The sequence below is a fragment of the Burkholderia sp. S171 genome (assembly GCF_009766085.1).
Classification (GTDB): domain Bacteria; phylum Pseudomonadota; class Gammaproteobacteria; order Burkholderiales; family Burkholderiaceae; genus Caballeronia.
The window spans coordinates 161,393-183,084 of the sequence record NZ_LMUF01000064.1 but is presented as its reverse complement, the minus strand read 5'-3'; the positions used below and the strand labels follow the sequence as shown (position 1 = coordinate 183,084).

Below are 21,692 nucleotides of genomic sequence, written 5' to 3'. Positions count from 1 at the left end.
GCTAAAACGACTTTCGAGACCTACCAATTTCGAATGTGGCGAACAGTCAGGCTGAAAATGAGTTGTTCAGACCTTCCCTAATACTGCGTCTCCTCTTCACGAGATAAGCGTGAACCTACTCGGGACGAGTCCGGTGTTTCAACGCAGGAAATCGCTCAACACATTCATGCGCCGCTCCAGGTCATTCGAAGAACAAGGGCGGCTCGTGCATTTGCACATCCACCTGCTTGTTGGCCTGTGAATAACCGTCGAAAGGATTGCCGTGCTCATCGATTCGCGCGAGCGGGTCGGCTGCCAAATCGGTCACCGCACCGACCCTAAGCATGACAAGCGGAATTTCGCCGATCGCTTTAAACCAATAAAGCGTTCCCCGTGGCAGCAAAATGCCCCCATGCCTACCAACAGTGTGGGTTTCACCGCGAGGGCCATGAAATCCAGCCTCCCCCTGCAACACAATGAAGACATGATCTTCATTCGGATGCGCATGCAACTCGTTCTCGCCATCCGCGGCATAAGTCTTGATAACTACGCTCATCAATTCGGTCGCGGCAAGAGGCGTGTCCGTGCGGCCCTTTTTCGGCAACTGCGGACATATTTGAAATATGGTCGGCCCCTTCGCGGAAGCAAGCGATTCGACGGTGCTGCGCATGGCCTCGGTATTTTTAGTCGGCGTGAGTGATGTGTTGGTCATGGTATTTACAAGCGATGGCGGTCGCAGAAGTTAAGCTTAGGTTAAAAGGGGGAAACCGTCGGATCGCTCACGGGTATGCGGCCTTGCCCTCGAACGGAAGAATAGACACGCGCGTCATACGGTGAACCGATCAACGCTTGTATGTTCGTACGGAAATTGATGGTCGACTGCGACGCGAGATGCTCGTCGTAAGTCCGTTGGTTTTGCCAAACTTCGATGACCTGAAAGTGGTTGGTCGTGGGCGCCCAAGTAATCAAGTTGGCATACTCCGAGCCGACGCTCCCTCGGGACTCATCGACATACTTTTTCAAAAACTGAACACCTTGTTCCACGCTGTTCGGAATGACAGTGTCAGGTAGCAGGTCAACGTGCGTTACGACCAGCAGGGTAGCGTCGCTCTCGTCAGCGTACGCAGTCATGCTGCATACGGACAAAGCCAATAGCGGAAGCACCCAGTAAAAAAAATTGCGCATTTTCGTCTTGCTCCAGGTGTTCGCTTCAGGGTGAACGCGGATAACGTCGATTTACAGCGGTGCGCCGAGCCGATCGTCGAGCGGTGCGGCAAGAAGTGGTTGAAGCTGACTCAACCAGGCGCGCGTCGTGGATTCGTTTCTATAGTTCAGGTAGTCGTCAGCAGAGTTCCAGACTTGCCAAATCACGTAGTGATTGGGAACTCCACGTTCGGCTTGGAACTCGAACCGAGTGGCTCCCCTTTGGTCACGGCCATACTCTGCGTACCGAACCAGTAGCGTCTCTGCGGCCAGCTTCTTTGCCGGGCTCACCTCGACGTAGGTGACCACATATTGTTGCACCTGCTGCTGAGCCATTGCTTCATCTGCATATAATAAGTACACCATACAAATGATTGCACTCGATGTCTTTTTAAGCATTGTCTTTCTCCCTAATTTGACGTGCCGCCATCCATTACATGTCCGACGCCACTCGCCGTTTCGAACACATGCACCAACATCGTAGAACGGTTATGAGCAACTCAGTCGCGTGTTCACTGTAATCAACTTGACCGTACTTACCAACGTTGATTTACGATCAATCCGGGAAATTCTTTCCTTGGACGTCGGCCGCGCAAAAAGGCGAATATGAGAGCAAGCTATGCAAGACGCTCGACGAACTTGACAAGGTTTCCCTCCGGGTCGCGCACAAAGATCACCTTCATGCGATGTTCGTCGTAGGTCTTTGGGCCCCACAGAACCGGAACCTCTTTGCGGGTCAACTCGTTGATCATTTCGTCGATATCGGCCACGCGAAACGCAAAATGTGTGATGCCGCGTACCCGTGCATGCTTTGGCGGATCGGGATGGTCGGCCTCTCTCACAGAGCCCGCGAAGCTGATCAACTCAATCTCGAATTCGCCTTGGCGCAGGAAGGCAATCTCGAGGCCCATCTCAGGATAGGCCGTTCTGGACACACGGGTGAAATTCAACGTGTTCTCGTACCACCGACTGACCGCATCAAGGTCCAGTACCGATAAATTGACGCAATGAGCTTGCAACATGACCGCTCCTGATTAGAAAAAGATGTCTCGCCTAGACCTGCCAGCCGAGCAAATGGTCCAGCGAATAGGGGCCGCCACCGTGGATAACGAAATACAGTGCGCCAAGCGCCCACAATGCATAGTGTTCAAAGCCATTCTGATTGGCGAAGTAACCGTCTTTGCGCAGGTGGTGACAGGCTGACATGATGAGCAGCAGGAAACTCAAGAAGGCGGCCGGCCGCGTCAGCAATCCGAGCGCAAGCATGCTCCCGCCGACGACGTTGTTGACAGTAGAAAGCCACGCAAGCGCATAGGCCGGTTTCCATCCAAAACGCTCGAGATAATCCGCCGTGCCGCGCACAGTCTGGATCGGCAAACCCGTATTCGGAAAAAAGCCGAAACTCGAACGTAACGCGTACGGAACCAGCGCTGCGCCAACCGCAACACGCAACAGCAATTCCATTACTGGCGAAAGGGCCTGATAGACTGGACCGAGGACAGGGAAGATTAGCGCTGTATTGAAAGACGTCATATTCTTGTCGTGACCGATCTATTGATTAGTCATGCGGCGTATCGTCCTGAGAGGAAGCCCAGGCTGCGATGTCGTCCTTGCGCAGGAATGCGACGCCGGCATGGGTTTGCGCAAAGGTGATAAATTCTTCGATCGCGTGAGCAATGGCGGGTTGACCTCCAATCCGATCATGCACGCTCACCGACATCATCCGGCGGCGGTGCCCGGCCTCCTCATAAAGCATTGAGAATTCGCGCTTCAGGTCGGAGAGAAAACCATCGACCGACAATGACTGATTGTGAAACTTCTCGATGTCGTTGTTGCGTCGCGTATAGGGCACGACCATGAACGGCTTGCCGTCGACACTGACCGAAAACGGCTCGTCCCGACTGATGTCGTCTATGTAATAGGAAAAGCCGAGGGCCTGCAGAATACCCAAAGTGTTGGGGCCGTTACGCAAAGCGAACGCGTTGAAGCCAACCGGCCGTTGTCCAGTCGCCTTTACGATGGCCGCAATATTCGCCTGATATGAGGCGCGCTCCTCCTCCGGAGTCATCCTCCAGTGCGGCACCCACTCCTGTCCATGCGCGGCGGCTTCATGGCCTCGTTCGACGATTTCGCGAGCAAGCGCAGGATACTTTTCGACCGCCTTGCCGACCATGTGAGAGGTGACCTTTACATTCTTTCTGTCCCATAGATCGAGCAAGCGCGGGAGCCCTTCCTTCGCGCCATATTCGAACCACTTCAACGTAGCCTGGTTGGGTGTTTCGGCATCCATTTCGTGAAATGGGCTAAAGGGAGCGCGTTCGGGTTGCGCACCTGTTTCGAATTGCATAGAAATTGAAATGACAAGGCGAATATCCTGGGGCCAGAAGCTCGTGGACATGGTGTCTCCAGTTTTATTAAAAGCATTTCACGAGAAGTATTCCCGCCAATCCAACTATAGACATAGGCCCTCCATTGATCAATCTTGATGCTAGAATCAATCAAGTCAATCAAGGATCTGATGCAAGTCAGCTATTGGGGCGGATGATGGAAAAATCAGCACTGGCAGGTAAAAAGGACTACGTTTCGTCGGCACAAGCAATGGAGATACTGGGGGTGCGCAAGCAAACCCTCTATGCCTATGTCAGTCGAGGTCTCATTCGTAGTATCAAACAGCCTGGACGGCAGGAACGGCTTTATTGGCGCGACGACATCGAGCGGATGGAAGCGCGTTCACTAGCGCGCTCCGGACACGGGGCAGTCGCGGCGTCGGCGATGAACTGGGGCGAGCCAATTATTCCCACTTCGATCACCGAGATCACCCCGGAAGGGCCGCGGTATAGGGGACGCCTTGCCGGGGATCTGGCAAGAATGCAGGTTCCTTTTGAAACTGTCGCCGAATTGCTCTGGACTGGCATGTGGAACGATCAGGCAACGAACTGGCCCGTGATCGCACTCAAACCGGAACTCAAAAGACTGGCGCAGTCGCTCGCATCTCCTGACGCAGCAGAGCAATTGTTGGAGATATTCGCGCTTGTTACCCTGCAACTCGGGCTGAGTCGTGGCTCAGTCAAAGAACGCGTGCACGGTGGTCAGACTCTTGTTTCGGCTCGAGAGATCATTCAGACACTCGTCGGTTGCTTCGGGCTTGCAACGACCAAGGCGGCTTACGTACCCATGCAGGACGGCCAGACGATCGTTCAAGGTTTGATGCGTGCACTCTCGCTGGACGCGACTGAGGAGAATTACGAAGCCATACAGTCGATGATGACGCTGTTCGCAGACAATGAACTGTCACCTGGCGCGCTCGCCGTTCGGGTATCGGCATCGAGTGGAGCCTCACTGCACGCCTGCATAACGTCCGGCATTTGCGTGAGCTCAGGCGTGCAGATCGGGCGGTTTTACGATCGTGTCAATGACTTCCTTGATGACGCGCGGACCAAGGCAGCGCTCATGAAAAAGGCTTATGACTTGCAAAAACGCGATATCAGCGTGCCGGGCTTCGTACATCCACTTTATCCCCACGGTGACCCGCGGGCGAAGTATCTATTCGAAGTGGCTCGGAGACGGGCGAGCCAATCGAAGGAGCTTGTAGCAATTTATGGGTTTGTAGAAGAGATGTCGACGAAGCACGAAATTTACCCGCGACACGAACTGGCGATTCTCGCCCTTACTCGCGCAATGGGACTACCGAGGCAGATCCCCGGTGCCCTCTTCGTCCTCGCTCGCATAGCGGGGTGGGTCGCGCATGTACAAGAGCAGCGACTGACCGGTTCGCTGCTCCGTCCACGCGGCCGATTCGTTGGTGCTACGGTTACCGAGGCATTCTGACCTGCGAATCAGCGGCTATCAGCAATCGAACCGAGCAGACATGCAGATGTCACTGCGAAGGCATCTACATTGGACAATTACCGCAGGGCGTGGTTTTTCACGGCTTCGGGGATTCTCAAAATTTGTGTCGAATACCCACAACCGCAACTACCTGATTCGAAGTGGACGACGGTGACAGTGTGGTAATGCTCGCGACGGCCGGCTTATTGGTCGAATCGGTTCCCGAGGCATGCTGATAAACGCCGGTAATATAAACGTCGGTACGTTTGGATAAAAAGTAATCTGCGCCCAGCGCTGCTTCTTGATATTGAGCGTGGTTCACGCCGTAGCCCTTGGTATAGTCATAGCCCACTCCAATCAGCAGTGCTGGCGTTATCTGGTACCTGAGATTCACTTCGACGTTGTTGAATTTGGCAGCCCCGCCGGCGCCGTTTGCCGCGAGTCCGGCAATCGCACCGATATCCTTGAATTGGCTATTGCTATAGGTCATACCGACCGTCGCCGAACCAATCGTATAGGCCGCTGCCGCCGCAAAGACTTGCTGCGTCTTGGCAGACGCGTACCCCGAATACACAGGGCTGCCGCTCATATTCGAGCCTGTTGCACTGGACGTCGCATTGTTCCCGAAAAACGAGAAGTTTGGATCTTTTACATTAAAGTATCCGGCACCAAGTTGGAGGGAACCAACATTGTAACCAGCACCTACGGACCAAATCTGGTTTCGGTTAAACTGGCCTGCAACGCCGCCAAGGCTGTACAGACCACTAAATTTAAAACCGCCGTAACTGATGCTTGTATACTTCACCGCATTGTTTACCCGGTTCGAATTCAGCATATTGTCAAGATCGCCCGGGTGGGCGAAGTAAATTGTCGCCCACTGGGTAGCCGCCGTTAGCACGTTCGTAAAATCAACAACCGAATCGTATTGCCGACCCAAAGTTACCGCACCGAACTGCGTTGTTGATAGTCCGACATATGCCTGGCGTCCAAACTCGTCCCCGCCCTGTCCTAGTTTTCCATTCGCGACGCTGAAGCCATTCTCCAATACAAAGATAGCCTTCATCCCACCACCAAGATCTTCCGATCCTCGGAGACCCCATCGACTTGCCTGGATGTTCCCGCTTATCAGCGAATATAGCGGGTGCCCCTGACCATTCGAGACCGAGTTGTTCACGAACGCCATTCCCACGTCTAGCAGCCCATACAGCGTAACGCTGCTTTGGGCATGCGCACCCATGCTCAGTAGGCCGAAGATGCCACCGGTGACCAAGGTCTTTTTCATTTTTTCCGTCTCCTAAAAGTAGTGGATCTAACTCAATGCAATCTTTCAGAACTTCGCCACGTTCTTTACGTGCTCCAATTGCTACCTTGAATAATTTTTATCGACAGGCAGGTATCGCCAGATGCACGGCTTATTTTTCTTTCTATTTAATTTTCGATCTATATTTTATTTCGTTATCCTGATATTTATACGTTCAAATATATCTATCGCCATTCTTCTCACCTACTCAAACACTTACTGCGAATCCTCGACACGCGAGCGTCGAAGCCACTCGACCGCAATGTTCGCGATGTCATCGCTGTTCCTGTCCATCATCATCATGTGCGTATTACCCTTGATGCCATTTGAAGGCAGGTGCAGGACGGTTACCTGGCCGCCGCTTGCGTTGATCGCCGTGGCGTATTCTTCGACGGTCTTCACCGTTTTCGGCCAATCGCCGGGGCCTCCGCTGTTCAAATGATCACCCCACAGCAATAGCTGCGGAACGCGCGCCAGCAATGCATCTTTCGCCTGATCCCGGCCTGGAACGGCTGTGAGTTCCACGGCAATCAGGGCTTTGACCAACGACGGTTCTTCTCTCGCAAGCCTTAGCCCGAAATAGGCGCCCGAACTTTGAGCAACGATGACGCACGGTCCAATCTTCTTGATCAGTTCACGATAAGCCTCGAACTCGCTCTCGTCTTGTCCCGCGAATCGCGGCACCCCCTCCTTGAAGAGATCGTCTACGTGGTCAATCGGAAACTGTGTGTCTTCGTAGGCATGAGGTAGGACGCTTGTTGCGTCTGTAGGCGGCCCAATACGCAAGAGTGCGAAGGTCGACTCGTTTGATCGGAAAATTGGAGGAACCTTGTACACAGCCGGGTACATCGCCCACGAAGCCCGGCCTTTGCCCACAGCGTCAGTGAGGTAGGTATCGAATCCTGCATGCTGGAAGAACGAACTCCAACCGGGGCGCCCGTCTGGCGTCGTCTGCCACATCGCGCCTGTAAAAGTGCCTCCGTTAAGGAATAGGATCGGGAAGGGAAACCTGGGTTGCGCTAGCTTCGCAAATTCGACATAGACCTGGCCCGCAATATAGGTTCCGTTGGAGTCCACTCGAAGGGGCGGCGCATCCTTCACCACATGGATGTCCTGCGTGGCAAGTCCGCTAACGACCTTCGCTGCCCCTCCGATAAAAAAACCGCCGGTGGAACGCACGCTCAAATCCTGGCTCTGCGCGAGAAAGGAATCGTCAGTGACACGGGCGAGATCAAACTTTGCGTCGTTCGAGATGACACCTGCCGATTGCATGGCTTCGAAGACATGGCGGATCCCCACGTCGGACCAGTTCAGCCTGGGATCAAGGATGCCTAGTCGCTCGCTGTCGGCAATCGCTCGCGCGGCAAAGGGAACTGAGGTCTTCAGTTCCTGCGCCGCGACTTCGGCAGCCTCATTGGGATGGCTGGCGATGTAATCGTTAGCACGTTGCAGCGCTCGCAGGAAGCCGGTCACCGCCGCTCGGTGCGAACGGGCCCAGTTCTGGTCGGCGTTGATGGTTGTGAACTGCCAATCGGGTTCGTAATCGCCTACCCAGCCTAAATTGTTCAGGCCAGCGGCCTCTGCCTCGTAGCTCAGGGGAAAAGGCTGGAGTCCCACGTCGATCTTCCCGTCGAGCAGCAGGCGCTGGCGAGTCGGCGCCCCTCCGACAGCTGTCATGTGATAGTCGTGCGCACCGAGTCCAGCCGCGCTGGCGATCTTCGGCACCAGGTAGGTGGTGCCTTCATGCATCGAGATCACACCGAAATTGGCCCCCTTCAAGTCGGCCAGGGTCTTGATGCCTTTGCGCCCAATGATGAAGTGCGGGAGTTTGCGTGCGTTTCCCCCGATGATTCGAAACGGACCATCGGCAGTGTAGACGCTCGTCAATACCGCTTCAGGAGGTGCAATTGAGACCTGGACCTTGCCAGTCAGCAAATCGTCGCGGGACGTATCTGCCGACGAAAATAACTGCACCGTTACGTCGAGGCCAAGGTCTCTGAAATATCCTTGCCGCTCAGCTATCCAAAGCGGCAGATAGAAGATCGTTCTCGAGTTGATACCCACTGTGAGATGGTTCGCGTCATCGGACGCGAAGACGTTTCGCGCACAGAGTAGTAGTGCTAATAGTATTAATTTCTTGATGTTCGGCTTCATCTCGTCTCCTCATTCTTATGTCTGAATCACGCCGGGATTCGGCAATGACTCAGCCCGCGCGCCTTGCTCATATATCCATCAGCCTCCCGAAACCTTTGACACTGCTTTTAATTCCTATTCCACGCAGGCTTTCCCAGGCGATCACCTGATTGCTCGTAACAACGGGCTTACCCAAGCGCTTTTCGAGCAGTTCAATAACACCAGCTGTCCGGATAGCTGCACAACTGATGAAGTAGGCGTCGACATCGGGATGCGCGTGCTCTTCTACCAGACTGATCCATGTCTGTGGATCGACGCGATTCATCAAGTGCGGGTCAGCGATGCCGAGACCGTGCTGGTCCAGCACCGATATGCCGCGGCCGCGCAGAAAAGCAATCTCCCGAGCATTAATCTCCTCGACATAGGGTGAAACAAGGACGATGGAGCGTGCCTCTAGCGCTGCCAATGCGTTGAGCAAGGCAGTTGCGGTTGTCGTCGCGGGAACGCCGCTACGCTCGACGAGCATCGTGGTCAATTCGTGATCGGCATTGGGCGACCAGGCGGAAGCCGCGGTGCAATGAAACGCGATCACATCGACTTTCGCATCGGCCAGCAACTCCGCGCCCTCGCCGGCGCGCGCGGCCATTCCCTGGATATCAGCTGGTGAGCTGCCTGTGAGCTTCAGCCGAGTCGTGTACAAAGCGACACCGGGCGGCAGCATCGCGGCAATTTCCGGTTCGGCCGCGACGTTTGCGGACGGCACGATCAAGCCGATGCGGCCCACCGACCCATAGTCAATGTCCATATTCCGCTCCGCTGTCGCCGAGAATCGCGTTGCGCTCGATCGCAGCGTAGTCGCAGCCCTCGGCACGGTAGGTCAGTGCGGATACCACAATGCTCACGGCGAATGCCAGCGGGATCGTCACAATACCGGGATTGCGCAAAGGGAACCATGCCGAGGCGTGCTTGAGCACGTCGACCTGGATCGTCGGCGAGAGATAGATAAGGACAAGACTCGAGCACAACCCCGTCAGCATCCCTGCCACGGCTCCTGCATAGGAATAGCGCCGCCAGTACACCGCGAGGAAGATGGCCGGGAAATTGGCAGCGGCAGCCACTGCAGTGGCAAGTCCCACCATGAAGGCGACATTCTGTCCTTTCAGGCCCAAGGCACAGCCGACTGCGATGATCGCGAGCAGCACGGTCGAAATGCGCGCCACCGACATCTGCTGACTGTGTGACTCGATGCCTCGCCGAACGACCATCGTCCAGATGTCGTGCGCCAGAGTGCCAACGCCCGTGATCATCAAGCCCGAAACCGCTGCAAGAATGGTCGCAAATGACACTGCCGCGATGAAACCGAGCAGGACAGTACCGCCAAGTTGTTCCGCAAGCATCGGCACCGCCATGTTGCCGCCACGGTCCATGCCGATAATTGCCCCGCGCCCGACCAGCACCATCGCGGCGAAGCCGAGGATGGCAGTAAGCAGCATAAACAGTACGATGATCGCCGTCGCATAGAAGATAGACATGCGCGCGGCGCGACCGTCCGGCACGGTGAAGAAGCGCATCAGGACATGCGGCAAACTCGCGACGCCCAGAACCAGAGCAAGACCCAGCGACACGGCCTCGATTGGACTTGTGATGAGCTTGCCCGGGCCGAGGATATCGGCACCATTCAGCGCGGCCGCAGCAGCGAACAGATGCAGCGGGTTGAAATCGAAGCGCGCAAGCGCCATTGCGGCCATTCCCAAAGCACCGCCGATCATGAGTCCAGCCTTGATAATCTGCACCCACGTGGTGGCGACCATGCCCCCGAAAAGCACGTAGACGAGCATGCAGGCACCGATAATCGTGACCGCGCTTGTGTATGAAATTCCGAACAACAGGTGAATCAGGTTACCCGCACCGATCAGTTGCATGACGAGATACGAAAGCACGATGATCAGCGAATTGACCGACACGACGAGCCGGATGTTGCGATTTCCCAATCGCAATTCGAGGACGTCCCCAAGCGTATATTTACCGAGGTTGCGGAGCGGCTCGCCGAAGAGGAACAGCATTAACGGCCAACCGATCACTCCACCGACGGCATAGAAAAATCCATCGAATCCAGCGATCGAAATAAGGCCTGTGATTCCAAGAAAACCGGCCGCAGCAACGAAATCGCCGGCCAGTGCAACACCGTTCTGACCTGCCGTGATCCGATGACCTGCAGCCAGGAAATCGTCTGTGCTTTTTGTCTGCCGGGCGGCCCAATAGGTAATCAGCAAAGTAATGCAGACGAACAACAAAAAGAACGCAATGGCGGGCACGTTCGCGTGGCCGAACACCTGGCTATCGGCTTTCATGCCCAACTCCCTTTCTTGCAAACTGGTCATGTGCCTTCTGCACATAACCAAGCCAGACGATATATGCCGAGGTCATGACCAGGCAGCCGAGAATGATGACCACGCCGAGCAGCATGGCGACTGATAGCCCGCTCAGCAGTTGGCCGCTGAGTGCGGGCATCCTGGAGGTCACGATCAGCACAAACGCAAAATACGCTGCGACGAGGATTGCGCTGAACAGGAATGATGCACGCCGTCTTCGTTGGATACGGTATGCGACCGTTTCTTGTTCGAGAGCGCGCTCACCGGGGCGGAGCTTCGCACCATAAATAGACTGCGTTTTCATGACGGTCTCCTGCGTCGCGCCCGGTAGCCGAGTCGCGGTATGGGGTATGCGGTATGAATAGGTGCCGCATCAGGCCACGGCCTGTGCGGCCATGGTCGTAACTTGATTTGATCAGACGACCAGTGCTTCATCGACGCCTGCAAGCCCCTGTGCCGCGCGCAAAAAACGGGTATCGACGTACTTTGCGAACCCCGCGTCGCCCGCGACCAGCACGCTCGTCGTCCGATCGCGCCTTATCATGTCGAGCGCCGTCCCGATTGACCTCGCTTCCAGGCGAAGATCGATTGGAACCGCGAGTCCGTCCACGTGGTCTTTCCACGCACGCTCGAGATACTTAGGGTCGACATCCATGCGCCGTGCCGCGACTTCCACCGCTGACTGCTGATTCTTGAACATCCACTGTGATCCCTGAATTGACGCTGCCAGGAATCGAACAAGGGCATCTTCGTTGTCGCCTGCCCAGGTCCGAGTGACGTTCACTGAAGTGAACTGGAAATACGGGATCCAACCGGACACCGGTCCGAGGTTCGTGAAGCCGGCGTCTTCGGCCAGATAGTTGTGAGGGTCAGTTTGCATCGCGGCATCTATGCTTCTTTCGAGCAAGCGTTCATGTCGTGGCGGCACGACTCCCGCTTCGACCACGTGGTAATCGCCGGGATGCAGGCCCACACGTTCCAGGATGTCCGTGAACAACGAGGAGGTGCCCGCGCTGAGCGCAGATACGCCGATCGTCTTGCCGCGCAGATCTTCCAGTCGCTTGATCTCGGGCTGTGCTATCAGCGAATGCGTCAGCCGGTTCACGTTGCCCGCGATCATGCGCAGATCGCCGCCCGCTTCGACGTCGTGAATGACATGTTCGGGTGACCCGATACCGACGTCGATCGTCCCGTCCTTGAGCGCCTTTGTCAGCGGATCGATACCGCCGAAGACCACGAACCTGACATTTAAACCTTGTTTCCCGTACAGGCCTAAATCATGAGCGGCCCAATACGGAACGTAGAAAAATGCGGGCACTACGAGGCCGACATTCAGCGTTACGCCATCCATCTCCGTCTCCTTTATCTTTTCTTATGTGGTGTTCATACGAGCGATCGCCCGCTTCGCTCCATATGCACGTCAGGCTACGTTAGGCGAACGACGGCTCCACGTCGATAGCGGATCCTTGATAGTCGATTTCAATTTATTTGAATTTGGTACGGCACATGGCCGTCATGGATTCGATGACAATACAATTTGTATTCCTATACATTTCATTTCTCGAACTCCAGCGTCCGGCGGTCGTCTCGTACCAACCTACTATCCTGATATGCGAGCACGCCGACCGTTGCGTCGGACCTGAAGGTCTCCACGATGAGATGGCGAAGCCACTTTAGGCTAGCGTCATACTGAAAGCGCTCATGCCAGTATTGTTTAACTGGAATGGCATCAAGGACAAAAGGCAAAGCGAAAGACCGAAGACCATGCACGGTGGAAAACAAATGTCCCAGGCGCTTCGGCACGGTCACCACCAGGTCGCTTTGTACAAGTATCGTGGGAAGTGCCAGGGAACTCGGCAACTGCACGGCGACAGTTCGCCGGATACCTCTTCTTTCAAGCGATTTTTCGATCAATGCATGGCCACTTCCGGGCACGGAGACCACGACATGCTGCTCTGCAAGATAGTCGACAAGAGTCGGCTGGTCGCCAATGCGGGGATGCCCGGGACGCACCACACCAACGAAATTCTCCAGGAAGATGTTTTGCTGGAAAAAACCGTTTTCCAGGTTGACGATGCATCCAAGCGCCAGGTCAATATCGCCTTCCTGCAACTGTCGGGGGGTGTCCTTCGAGACATGAAAAACCTGCAAAGTGACCTTTGGTGCGAGCCGCGTGAGAGCCCCCATGAGTAGAGGAAGCAGGATCACCTCACCCAGGTCGGTCGTCGCAATGCGAAACTCACGTGGCGACACGGCCGGGTCGAACGACGGCCGCTCTTCTAGTGCTGCCTCAACAAGCTGCGCCGCCTGCTGCAACCGGAGTACAACCTCGGCGGCACGCGGTGTCGCTTCCATACCCTGAGCAGTCCGTACGAACAAAGGGTCATGAAACAGCGTACGAAGCCTGCCAAGACTCATACTGATTGACGAGGGCGTTAAGCCGAGCCTGTCCGCCGTGACCGATACGCTCTTGGTGCGGTAGAGTTCCGTGAACACCGCTATTAGCTTGATATTGAAATCGACCATGGCGCTCCTCCCTGGAGTCAGGCGCCTTACCTCAAGATCGCGACATGCCGTGCAACGTCGCTGACATCCTGATCACTCAACACCTGTTGGGTGGCATCTGACCCATGGCCGCACGAACGTCAGCGGTCATCGCTGCAATGGAAATGGGCGCATGTCAGTGCGTCTCCCGCGTTGCACCGACAGCACTGCCCGCAGCCCCGCCCTTGCTCCCGCGTCCCTGCAACCACAGGAGCGCGACAAAAATCGCTCCAAGAACAGGGAAAAGCGCTGCAGCGATCAGGATTTGTCCCGTTGCCAGTCCCGCCGTCAACAGACCGCCAATAATCAGCGGTGACACGAACTGGCCAAAGCGCGCGCTGCCCATGCCCCAGCCTATTGCAGTCGATCGTATCGCGGTCGGGTACACGAGAGACGCAATAGCAATCGCTCCTGCACCGCCTATGCCGATGGTGACCCCTAGCAGCGCGCCGAAAAGCGACGCAAAGCCAACGCTAGTCGCACCGCCCAGCGCGGCTATGGAGAGCGCCGCAGCGAGGAAGGCAGGAACGAGCATGGCAGTCGGACCGAACTTGTCCACCAGGCGGCCAGCGGCGGCCATGCCGAGAAACGCGCCAATATTGAAGAACGCCAGCACGATCGCGGTCGCGGCTGGAGCAAGGCCGTTCGCATGCAGGAGGGTCGGCGTCCACATGGTCATCACGTTGGTCGTGGCGAATGCCAGGAAAAAGACGGCCCATAGCAGGACGGTCGGCAGGCCGCGCCGCTCGTTGAAAAGATGCTTGATCGGCACGCCCGGCAGCTTCTTGCCTTCAACGACGAACGCCGTTTGCTTATCATCGATGGCATGACCCATGCGTCTCAGGATCTTGCGGATACGGCTCGGCTCGGCGCCGCGCGCTGCAAGATATTGGACTGATTCCGGCAGAAACAGGACGAGCGTCCCAGCAACGAGCAGCGGCAATCCGCCACCGATGTAGAAGATCGCCTGCCATCCGAAATGCGACAGGATGTACGCGTTCATGAAGCTGCCGAGTGCAGCGCCCAGCGGATAGGCGGACCAGATGATGGTCGCTATCATGCCGCGCTGCTTGCGTGGCGAGTAGTCGGAAGTGAGCGTCAGGAAACAGGGTGTCGCCCCGCCCAGGCCGAGGCCTGCGAAAAAGCGCACGGCCACGAGCGCGGGCAAGGATGTGACCATCGTCGTGGCCAGCGTGAAAGCGGCGAAAATCATGATCGCCAGGATGAGCATCGGCTTGCGGCCGACCCGGTCAGCGAGCGGGCCGAACGTCAGCGCCCCGACCGTCGCGCCGAGTTGCGCGGCAGCAAACACGGGACCGAAGCCGCTTACCTTGTGTCCGAGCGCGCTCGCGATGAAAGGAGCTGCAACTCCGATGGACTGTGTATCTGCGCCGTCGAGCAGCCCGACGAGTGCGCACAGCGCAACCACGGTGAATTGCAGCCTTGTGAACGTCACACCATCAATGAGTTCAGTCACATTGATGGCTTTGTCTCCTGCTGTCATGATCTTCCTTGAACTGAAACACCTGTCATGATCAATCTTTGTTGTTATTGCGCCTGCCCAGCGTTTGTGCGAGTCAGGTCTTTATTTTTCCGGACACGAGCCGCGGGGCATTGCGTTCAGGCTGGGGCAACCCCCGGCCGATACCACTCTCCAGCGCACGCCGATACAGTTCGATACCCAGTGCCAGGTCGGAAATACCCATACCCATCGCCTTGAATATCGTGATGTCGTCAGAAGGCGCCCGGACCGACCGGTTCGCAATCACTGAACTCAGTGTGCTGACCTTCGACCACTCGTGGGATGCCTCGAACGCCTGGATGAATTCGGAGGACAGCTTCTTCGCTGTGAAAAGGTCATCGACGACAGCGCGTGAACAACGATCAAAGACGTCATGCGCAAGCTCGGCACGCTCGCTGGTGATCGCGCCGACCGCGTTGACATGTACGCCGGCATCGAGATCAGAGGCGTGCAGGAAGGCCTCTGTCGAGCGCGTGACGGTCGTCACGATGGGTGCGCCCCTTACGGCTTCCCTGACTGACTCCGCGTTCACCAGTTCGATATCGAACTGCTTTGCCGCCTTGTCGATGAACGCCTGCCGGCTCTCGGCGCGCGGACTAAAAATACGCACCTGCTTGAGCGGACGCACCGCATGCACGGCGGCGAGTTGCGCGAGCGCCTGCTTGCCGGTCCCGATCAGCGCGAGCACGTCAGCGCTTTCTGAAGCAAGCCACTTCGTCGCTACGCCAGAGATGCCGCCCGTGCGCATCTGACCGAGCGCGAACGCTTCGATGATCGCAACAAGCTGTCCGGTTTCCGAGGAAAACAGGATCAGCAACGGGCACGCACCGCCCGAGGTATGCGCCCAGGTCTTGGTGCCGACAATTCCTTCACCTGGATACGCCGCACCAATCGCATGCAGGTTGTTGCCATCCCACGCGACATGGGTCTTCACCATGTTCTTGGCCTCGCCCTGTGCCTCCAGCGCGAGGCCTCGCTCGAGCGCCGTAATCGCCTCGGGCAGGCTCATCATCTCGACCACGCTTTGTTCAGATATCCAGATTGGTTCGGTCATTGCTCGCTCATTCAAAAATCGACGGCACGGGTGGCTTCAGGTGGAGTGTGTTGACGACCAGCGCGTGCGTGACGTAACGGCCGATCAGCATGACGAAGGCCATGGCTTGCGAGGGCGGAACCTGCGCCGCCAGCGCGGCGAATTCGTCGTCGACTCCAAGGCCACGCGTATGCAACGCGGCGAGCGCGTAGCGCTGTGCCACCCGCTCGATATCGCTCAGCGTGACCGCTTCGTCCGGCTCCAACGCGTTCACCTCTGCGATCCACGCCTCATCGAAGCCCAGTTTCACGCTGAGTCTTTCGTGCTGGTTACGCTCGTAGTCGTTTTGCATGTAGCCGGCGACCGTGAGTGCGCCCAGCTCGGTAAGCCGGTCCGGAAGCGCTTCCTTGAGGGAATCGGTGAAGTGCATGAACTGCAGGATGACGCCGGGCGCATTGCCTGCGCACTTGAACAGCTCGCCGAGGTATCCCAGGCGCTTGACTCGCGGGCCAAGATATTGCGCGAGGTCTGCCGGCAACTGGTCCATTTCCAGACGGGGAATAGTGGCACTCATGTCCGTCATGTCTCCTTGGTCGGCAAGTGTTGCCGGCGATTGACTAAATCAGGCCGGCGCGGGTCAGCACGCGATCCAGCCGCTCTTCCAGCTCGCGCGTGGCAGGCACCATCGGCAAGCGATGCTCGTTGTTCGGTATCAATCCCATGCGCTTCATCATGTATTTGATGGGAATCGGGTTCGTATCGAAGAACACCGACTGGTTCAGTTCGAACAGGTCGAAGTGAAGCTGACGAGCAGTTGCCATGTCCCCCTTCTCGACCGCTTCATAAAGATCCGAGACCTTCCTCGGTGCAAGATTGCCCACTGCGTTCATCAGGCCGCACGCGCCCACCGCCAGCATCGGGAAACTCAGTTCCTCAAGGCCGACAAACACACGCCAGCCAGCACCGAACGTGTCGAGCATCTGCGTGACGAAGCCCATGTCGTTGACGGCGTGCTTCATGCCGACCAGATGCGGCACGCGCTCCTTGATCGCCTTGACGGTCGCGAGATCGGTGTTGACGGCCGCTCGCCCGGGAATGTGATAGATCATCATCGGAAGCTGCGTCCTGCTGCCGAGGTCCGCGTAATACTCGACCAGTCCCCTTTGAGGCGGGCGGATGTAGTACGGCGTGACGATCAGCAGCGCATCCCCACCCGCCTTGTCTGCATGGGCCGTCAGGGCGATCGTCTCGGCATGCGACTGGGAACCGGTTGCCGCGACCACCGGTACGCGTTTGCCGGTCGCTTCGATAGCGACATCGACCAGGCGGTTACGCTCATCCACTGTTAATGTGCTTGGCTCCGACGTCGTACCGTTGACGAGCACTCCGTGGCCGCCGTTCCTGATCTGCCAGTCGACCAGTTTCGCGTAGGTCTCGTAGTCGACCTCACCGCCCTTGAACGGAGTGACGATCGGCGTGATGGAGCCCTTGAGTCGTTCAATGCCTGTCATTGTTTTCATTCCCATGGTTCTTGTTCCCTTATGCCGTCGTCTTTTCGCGATTGGTCCTGAAGCCGCTTTCAGTGCCGAGTAACGCGGGCGGTTCCTTCAGGCTTTCCTGCCACAACAACGATTCCATGTAGATATTGAGCGGCTGGTCCTGGATCGTGAGTTCGTAGACGTAGTCGTCGTAAGACGCATGGTTGTGAACCGCCCAACCCGGAGCCGAAAGCATCAGGTCTCCCGCTTTCCATTCATAGCGGTTACCCGCCACCATGCTGTAGCCGCTACCGGAGAAGTAATAGTTGATTGCAGCCGATACATGCCGGTGCGGACGGTCGATGATCTTGGGCGGACGGATCGTCATCGTCGCGAAGAAGTTCGGCGTGATGCCGTTGGTCCGTCCGGTAACCGGGTTGTACATCATGTAGAGACGCCGGCCGACATAGTCGCTACCGAGAGCTTCCAGCTTGTCCAGCTCCTGCTTCACGTGGTGCCACGGAAAGTGCAGCGGATTGGATTGCACAGCGGTTGGATTGATGAGCGTCTCGTAGGGCATGAGGAGGCCACCGTCGGTGCCGATCGGGAACATCCCGAAGGGATTCTGGCGCTTGGGATCGATGGCGATATGCTGGAGCGGTTCGTTGTCTCCGGTTTGCCCGGCGGGTGCTTCGTAGTCCGGAACATACACTTCCATGTGCTGTAACAACGGCACATTCGAGTAGGTCAATCGCACCTGGATGTCGTTCGAATCGTTCGTGTGCCAGTACGTTGCGTACGACGGATGATTCCACACGTCGTACTGCCTGAATGAAATCTCGCGCCCCGCCACCGTGGTCCTGCCGGCGCCTCGAATGCAGAAATTCACTTCGGTCGCGTTGTGACGCATCGGTTTCGTCGACTCGCCTGGCAACAGGACCTGCATCATCACCTGGATACCCGGTGCAAGACCGGGCGAGCCCTCGCGTGCAGACGGGTGCACGATCAACGATTGACGCCGGCCGTCGGCCGGCGCGGGCAGCGCGGCAAGCCGTTCGACTTCCGCTTCGATCTCCTCACGCGTGATGATCACCGGTTCCCAGTAATGATTCTCACGAGCGCGAGCCGCCGTCTGATCCACAAAAAGCGCCCTGCGGCGTTCGAATTCCCGCTTGAAATCCTGCATGTTTATCTCCCAATCCAGCGTTCAATATTTCAGACCCTGATCGCAATCCAACGGCGATCTGACATAACGAACAGTAGATAGGATTTATATTTCACTCAAGATTGATAATTTAAATCAATACTAAGTGTTTACCTTTGCCTTCCCCTGTTTTAGGACGCTATTACTAGAATTCACGGAGGATATTCGTGCAACAGACTTGATGGCTCGCAAGGGGCACTCGAAACTCTCAACATAAATGTCGAGGGTTTCTTCGCCATAAGACGTTCCGGTAATTTGGCTAAATCGAAATGGTGCGCGGATGAAGAATGAAGATGCTGGATCCAGATATGGCGCGCGCTTGAAAGGTTGCACCGTCCCCTGGAAGTAAAAATAGTTCTAGACGACCGGTCTACTTTAATTTAAAGTTGCCACATGGTTACCGTAAACACATCCGAGCCGGTCGATGTCCGGGAGAACATCATCGCCGTTGGGCGACGAATCATTGGCGCCAAGGGCTTTTCGGCCGTAGGGTTGAACGAGATCGTGTCGGCGGCGGGAGTGCCGAAGGGTTCGTTCTATCATTACTTCGGTTCGAAAGACGCCTTCGGCGTAGCGTTGCTTGACAGTTACTTTGACGAATACCTGGCCGATCTCGACACTACGCTGGCCACGCCAGATCTGACAATGGCGCAGCGCCTCATGGACTATTGGCGGGTCTGGCAGGAAACGCAGTCGTTCTTCGACTGCCAAGGCAAGTGTCTCGCGGTCAAGCTGGGCGCGGAAGTCGCGGACATGTCGGAAGCCATGCGCGCAGCGCTGAAGCGCGGTACGTCCGGCATCATTGTGCGACTGGCGCGCGCTATTCAGACTGGCGTGGACGAAGGTTCGCTGTCGGTCCGCGAGGACCCATCCATCGTCGCGCAGAGCCTCTATCAGCTTTGGCTGGGCGCGAGCGTGATGGTCAAGATCGTGCGCAATATGGAGCCGTTCGAGACAGCCATGAAGACAACGCGGCAAATGCTTCATCTAGACTCTTGACGGAAAAACAGGTTGTAGGCGGCACTTCTAAGGAAGTGCTTTTTTTAGCGATATTTACTAGACGACTGGTCTACTATTTTCTAGGTTCACCCACTGATCCACGGAGAAACAACATGAAAGTACTGATGGTTTTGACCTCGCACGACCAATTGGGCAACACAGGCCGCAAGACGGGATTCTGGCTTGAGGAATTGGCGGCCCCCTACTATACGTTCAAGGATGCGGGTGCGGACATCGTGCTGGCGTCGCCGCAAGGCGGACAACCCCCGCTCGATCCGAAGAGCAACGAACCGGCCAATCAGACCGACCAGACGCGTCGCTTCGAGACGGATGAAGCTGCCAAGGCGCAACTCGCGGCCACGGTGCGCCTCGACAGTGTCTCGCAGGCACAGTTCGACACGGTCTTCTATCCCGGCGGTCACGGGCCATTGTGGGATCTCGCGGAAGACCCGGCTTCCATCGAGTTGATCCAGTCGTTCCTCGCTGCGGGCAAGCCCGTTGCCCTGGTGTGTCACGCGCCGGGCGTGCTGCGTCATGTCAGCACCCCGAATGGCAGGCCGCTGGTCGAAGGCAAGCAGGTCACAGGCTTCACGAATTCCGAGGAAGCCGCAGTCGGTCTGACCGACATCGTGCCCTTCCTCGTGGAAGATGAGCTTAAGGCCAAGGGCGGCATTTATTCGAAGACCGACGATTGGGCTCCGTATGTCGTTACCGACGGCCTTCTGATTACCGGACAGAACCCGGCTTCGTCGTCGTCCGCTGCCGCGACTTTGATGAAGCACCCAGCACTCGCTGCGCAATAACGAACGCTGACCTGCCGACGCGGGCTGCCGCGTGGCCGGTCAGTCCTGCACGCTTGGACGCCGTCAACCGTCTCTGACCGCCAAACAGCAACAAACAACCCAAGTAATTCCAGGGAGTGAACCGAACATGCACCATCCTTCTCTCTTTACGCCGGTCCAGCTCGGACGGCACACGCTGCGAAACCGCATCGTGCTACCGCCACTGACGCGCCAGAGAAGCGCCCAGCCCGGAGACGTCGCCACCGAACTCGCCGCGCTCTACTATCGCCAACGCGCCGGTGCGGGATTCATGATCAGCGAGGGCACGCAAATCGAGCCGCGCGGGCAGGGTTACGCGTGGACGCCCGGCATCTACAGCGACCAGCAGATCGACGGCTGGCGCCACGTGACCGACGCAGTGCACGCCGAAGGCGGCGTGATTTTCGCGCAGTTGTGGCATGTCGGCCGTGTATCGCATACAGCCTTGCAGCCGGGCGGTGCAGCGCCGGTCGCGCCATCGGCGATTCAGGCGCAAAAGGTCAAGGCTTTTATCCAGACTGGGCCGGGCATCGGCACGCTGGTCGACCCTTCTGTGCCGCGTGAACTGACCGTTGCCGAGATCGGGGAACTGGTGGCGCTCTATGCGCAGGCAGCAGAGAATGCGCTGAGTGCGGGCTTCGATGGCGTCGAGATTCACGCGGCCAATGGATACCTGGTGAACCAGTTCATCTCGGCGCAAGCGAACAATCGTCGTGATGAATACGGCGGCTCGCTGCAGAACCGCCTGCGCTTCCTGCGCGAAATCGTCGACGCGGTCGGCAAGGTGGTGGGTCCGGAACGGCTCGGCGTGCGTTTCACACCGCTATTTACGAGCACCGATCAGGACCGCGTTTATATCGGCCTGGTCGAAGACGATCCACATCAAACCTATATCGAAGCGATCAGGGTACTCGAAGCAGCCGGTGCAGCCTATGTCTCGATCGCCGAAGCAGACTGGGAGAACGCTCCCGACTTGCCGGAGGACTTTCGCCGCGAGGTCCGGCGCACGTTTAGCGGCCGCATCATCTATGCGGGCCGTTATACGGCGGAACGCGGCGCGCGGCTCATCGAAGCGAACCTCGCTGACCTGATCGCATTCGGCCGCCCTTACATTGCGAATCCGGACCTGCCAGAGCGCATTGCCAATGGCTGGCCGCTGAACGCAGTGAATCCCGCAAACGTGTATGGCGGCGCGGAAGCAGGACTCACGGATTATCCCGTGTATGCAGAATCGGCTTTTAACCTGTCGAACGAAGTGCTGTCGTGATCACCGAGG

At 57.1% G+C, this 21,692-nt stretch carries 22 protein-coding genes; 4 read left to right on the top strand and 18 right to left on the bottom strand.

What is annotated here, in order from left to right; all coding sequences use genetic code 11:
* Positions 1 to 181: 181 nt before the first annotated feature.
* From GSQ93_RS35710 to GSQ93_RS35685, 6 genes are all read right to left on the bottom strand, one after another.
* Positions 182 to 691 (bottom strand): cupin domain-containing protein, encoded by a 510-nt coding sequence (locus tag GSQ93_RS35710; RefSeq protein WP_158940756.1) that lies wholly within the window; start codon positions 689 to 691, stop codon positions 182 to 184.
* 41 nt (positions 692 to 732) lie between these two features.
* Positions 733 to 1,164 carry a putative quinol monooxygenase gene (locus GSQ93_RS35705; protein ID WP_158940754.1) on the bottom strand — a complete coding sequence of 144 codons (432 nt, stop codon included), beginning with the start codon at positions 1,162 to 1,164 and terminating at the stop codon, positions 733 to 735.
* Positions 1,165 to 1,215: 51 nt separating this feature from the next.
* Positions 1,216 to 1,581 carry a putative quinol monooxygenase gene (locus GSQ93_RS35700; RefSeq protein WP_158940752.1) on the bottom strand — a complete coding sequence of 122 codons (366 nt, stop codon included), beginning with the start codon at positions 1,579 to 1,581 and terminating at the stop codon, positions 1,216 to 1,218.
* A gap of 218 nt (positions 1,582 to 1,799) precedes the next feature.
* The gene (locus tag GSQ93_RS35695; protein WP_158940750.1) at positions 1,800 to 2,204 is read right to left on the bottom strand and encodes a VOC family protein; all 405 of its coding nucleotides are present in this window, start codon (positions 2,202 to 2,204) and stop codon (positions 1,800 to 1,802) included.
* Between the two features lie 31 nt (positions 2,205 to 2,235).
* Entirely contained in the window at positions 2,236 to 2,715 is a 480-nt protein-coding gene (locus GSQ93_RS35690; protein WP_158940748.1) for a DoxX family protein, read from the bottom strand.
* Positions 2,716 to 2,740: 25 nt separating this feature from the next.
* Positions 2,741 to 3,580, bottom strand: a complete 840-nt coding sequence (locus tag GSQ93_RS35685; protein ID WP_158940746.1) for a polysaccharide deacetylase family protein — start codon at positions 3,578 to 3,580, stop codon at positions 2,741 to 2,743.
* Positions 3,581 to 3,654: 74 nt separating this feature from the next.
* Between GSQ93_RS35685 and GSQ93_RS35680 the strand changes: the two genes are divergently transcribed.
* The gene (locus tag GSQ93_RS35680; RefSeq protein WP_254074229.1) at positions 3,655 to 5,010 is read left to right on the top strand and encodes a citrate/2-methylcitrate synthase; all 1,356 of its coding nucleotides are present in this window, start codon (positions 3,655 to 3,657) and stop codon (positions 5,008 to 5,010) included.
* 115 nt (positions 5,011 to 5,125) lie between these two features.
* On the opposite strand, the gene GSQ93_RS35675 is transcribed toward GSQ93_RS35680, so the two are convergent.
* From GSQ93_RS35675 to GSQ93_RS35620, 12 genes are all read right to left on the bottom strand, one after another.
* Entirely contained in the window at positions 5,126 to 6,292 is a 1,167-nt protein-coding gene (locus tag GSQ93_RS35675; RefSeq protein WP_158940744.1) for a porin, read from the bottom strand.
* Positions 6,293 to 6,526: 234 nt separating this feature from the next.
* Positions 6,527 to 8,464: an ABC transporter substrate-binding protein gene (locus GSQ93_RS35670; protein ID WP_158940742.1), complete on the bottom strand. Its 1,938-nt coding sequence runs from the start codon at positions 8,462 to 8,464 to the stop codon at positions 6,527 to 6,529.
* 67 nt (positions 8,465 to 8,531) lie between these two features.
* Positions 8,532 to 9,227: an aspartate/glutamate racemase family protein gene (locus GSQ93_RS35665; protein WP_158940740.1), complete on the bottom strand. Its 696-nt coding sequence runs from the start codon at positions 9,225 to 9,227 to the stop codon at positions 8,532 to 8,534.
* Between the two features lie 10 nt (positions 9,228 to 9,237).
* Positions 9,238 to 10,794, bottom strand: coding sequence for a cation acetate symporter (locus GSQ93_RS35660; protein WP_158940738.1), 1,557 nt, complete (start codon positions 10,792 to 10,794; stop codon positions 9,238 to 9,240).
* Complete coding sequence (locus GSQ93_RS35655; RefSeq protein ID WP_158940735.1) at positions 10,781 to 11,119, bottom strand: DUF485 domain-containing protein; 339 nt, start codon at positions 11,117 to 11,119, stop codon at positions 10,781 to 10,783. The genes GSQ93_RS35660 and GSQ93_RS35655 overlap by 14 nt, the downstream gene beginning before the upstream one ends.
* A gap of 111 nt (positions 11,120 to 11,230) precedes the next feature.
* Positions 11,231 to 12,166, bottom strand: coding sequence for an ABC transporter substrate-binding protein (locus tag GSQ93_RS35650; RefSeq protein WP_158940734.1), 936 nt, complete (start codon positions 12,164 to 12,166; stop codon positions 11,231 to 11,233).
* A gap of 203 nt (positions 12,167 to 12,369) precedes the next feature.
* Entirely contained in the window at positions 12,370 to 13,341 is a 972-nt protein-coding gene (locus tag GSQ93_RS35645) for a LysR family transcriptional regulator (protein WP_158940732.1), read from the bottom strand.
* A 154-nt stretch (positions 13,342 to 13,495) separates the two neighbouring features.
* Complete coding sequence (locus tag GSQ93_RS35640; protein WP_158940730.1) at positions 13,496 to 14,863, bottom strand: MFS transporter; 1,368 nt, start codon at positions 14,861 to 14,863, stop codon at positions 13,496 to 13,498.
* Positions 14,864 to 14,936: 73 nt separating this feature from the next.
* Positions 14,937 to 15,935 (bottom strand): ornithine cyclodeaminase family protein, encoded by a 999-nt coding sequence (locus GSQ93_RS35635; protein ID WP_158940728.1) that lies wholly within the window; start codon positions 15,933 to 15,935, stop codon positions 14,937 to 14,939.
* 7 nt (positions 15,936 to 15,942) lie between these two features.
* Positions 15,943 to 16,488 (bottom strand): carboxymuconolactone decarboxylase family protein, encoded by a 546-nt coding sequence (locus GSQ93_RS35630; RefSeq protein WP_158940726.1) that lies wholly within the window; start codon positions 16,486 to 16,488, stop codon positions 15,943 to 15,945.
* A gap of 43 nt (positions 16,489 to 16,531) precedes the next feature.
* The gene (gene dapA / locus GSQ93_RS35625) at positions 16,532 to 17,434 is read right to left on the bottom strand and encodes a 4-hydroxy-tetrahydrodipicolinate synthase (protein WP_254074228.1); all 903 of its coding nucleotides are present in this window, start codon (positions 17,432 to 17,434) and stop codon (positions 16,532 to 16,534) included.
* Between the two features lie 19 nt (positions 17,435 to 17,453).
* The gene (locus GSQ93_RS35620; protein WP_158940724.1) at positions 17,454 to 18,578 is read right to left on the bottom strand and encodes a cupin domain-containing protein; all 1,125 of its coding nucleotides are present in this window, start codon (positions 18,576 to 18,578) and stop codon (positions 17,454 to 17,456) included.
* Between the two features lie 411 nt (positions 18,579 to 18,989).
* Between GSQ93_RS35620 and GSQ93_RS35615 the strand changes: the two genes are divergently transcribed.
* The 3 genes from GSQ93_RS35615 (at position 18,990) to GSQ93_RS35605 (ending at position 21,683) form a co-directional block, all read left to right on the top strand.
* Entirely contained in the window at positions 18,990 to 19,595 is a 606-nt protein-coding gene (locus tag GSQ93_RS35615; protein ID WP_158940722.1) for a TetR/AcrR family transcriptional regulator, read from the top strand.
* Positions 19,596 to 19,708: 113 nt separating this feature from the next.
* On the top strand, positions 19,709 to 20,398 hold the full coding sequence (locus GSQ93_RS35610; protein ID WP_158940720.1) for a type 1 glutamine amidotransferase domain-containing protein: 690 nt from the start codon (positions 19,709 to 19,711) through the stop codon (positions 20,396 to 20,398).
* A gap of 127 nt (positions 20,399 to 20,525) precedes the next feature.
* A complete protein-coding gene (locus GSQ93_RS35605; RefSeq protein ID WP_158940718.1) occupies positions 20,526 to 21,683 on the top strand; it encodes an alkene reductase in 1,158 nt (385 codons plus the stop codon).
* Positions 21,684 to 21,692 lie beyond the last annotated feature (9 nt).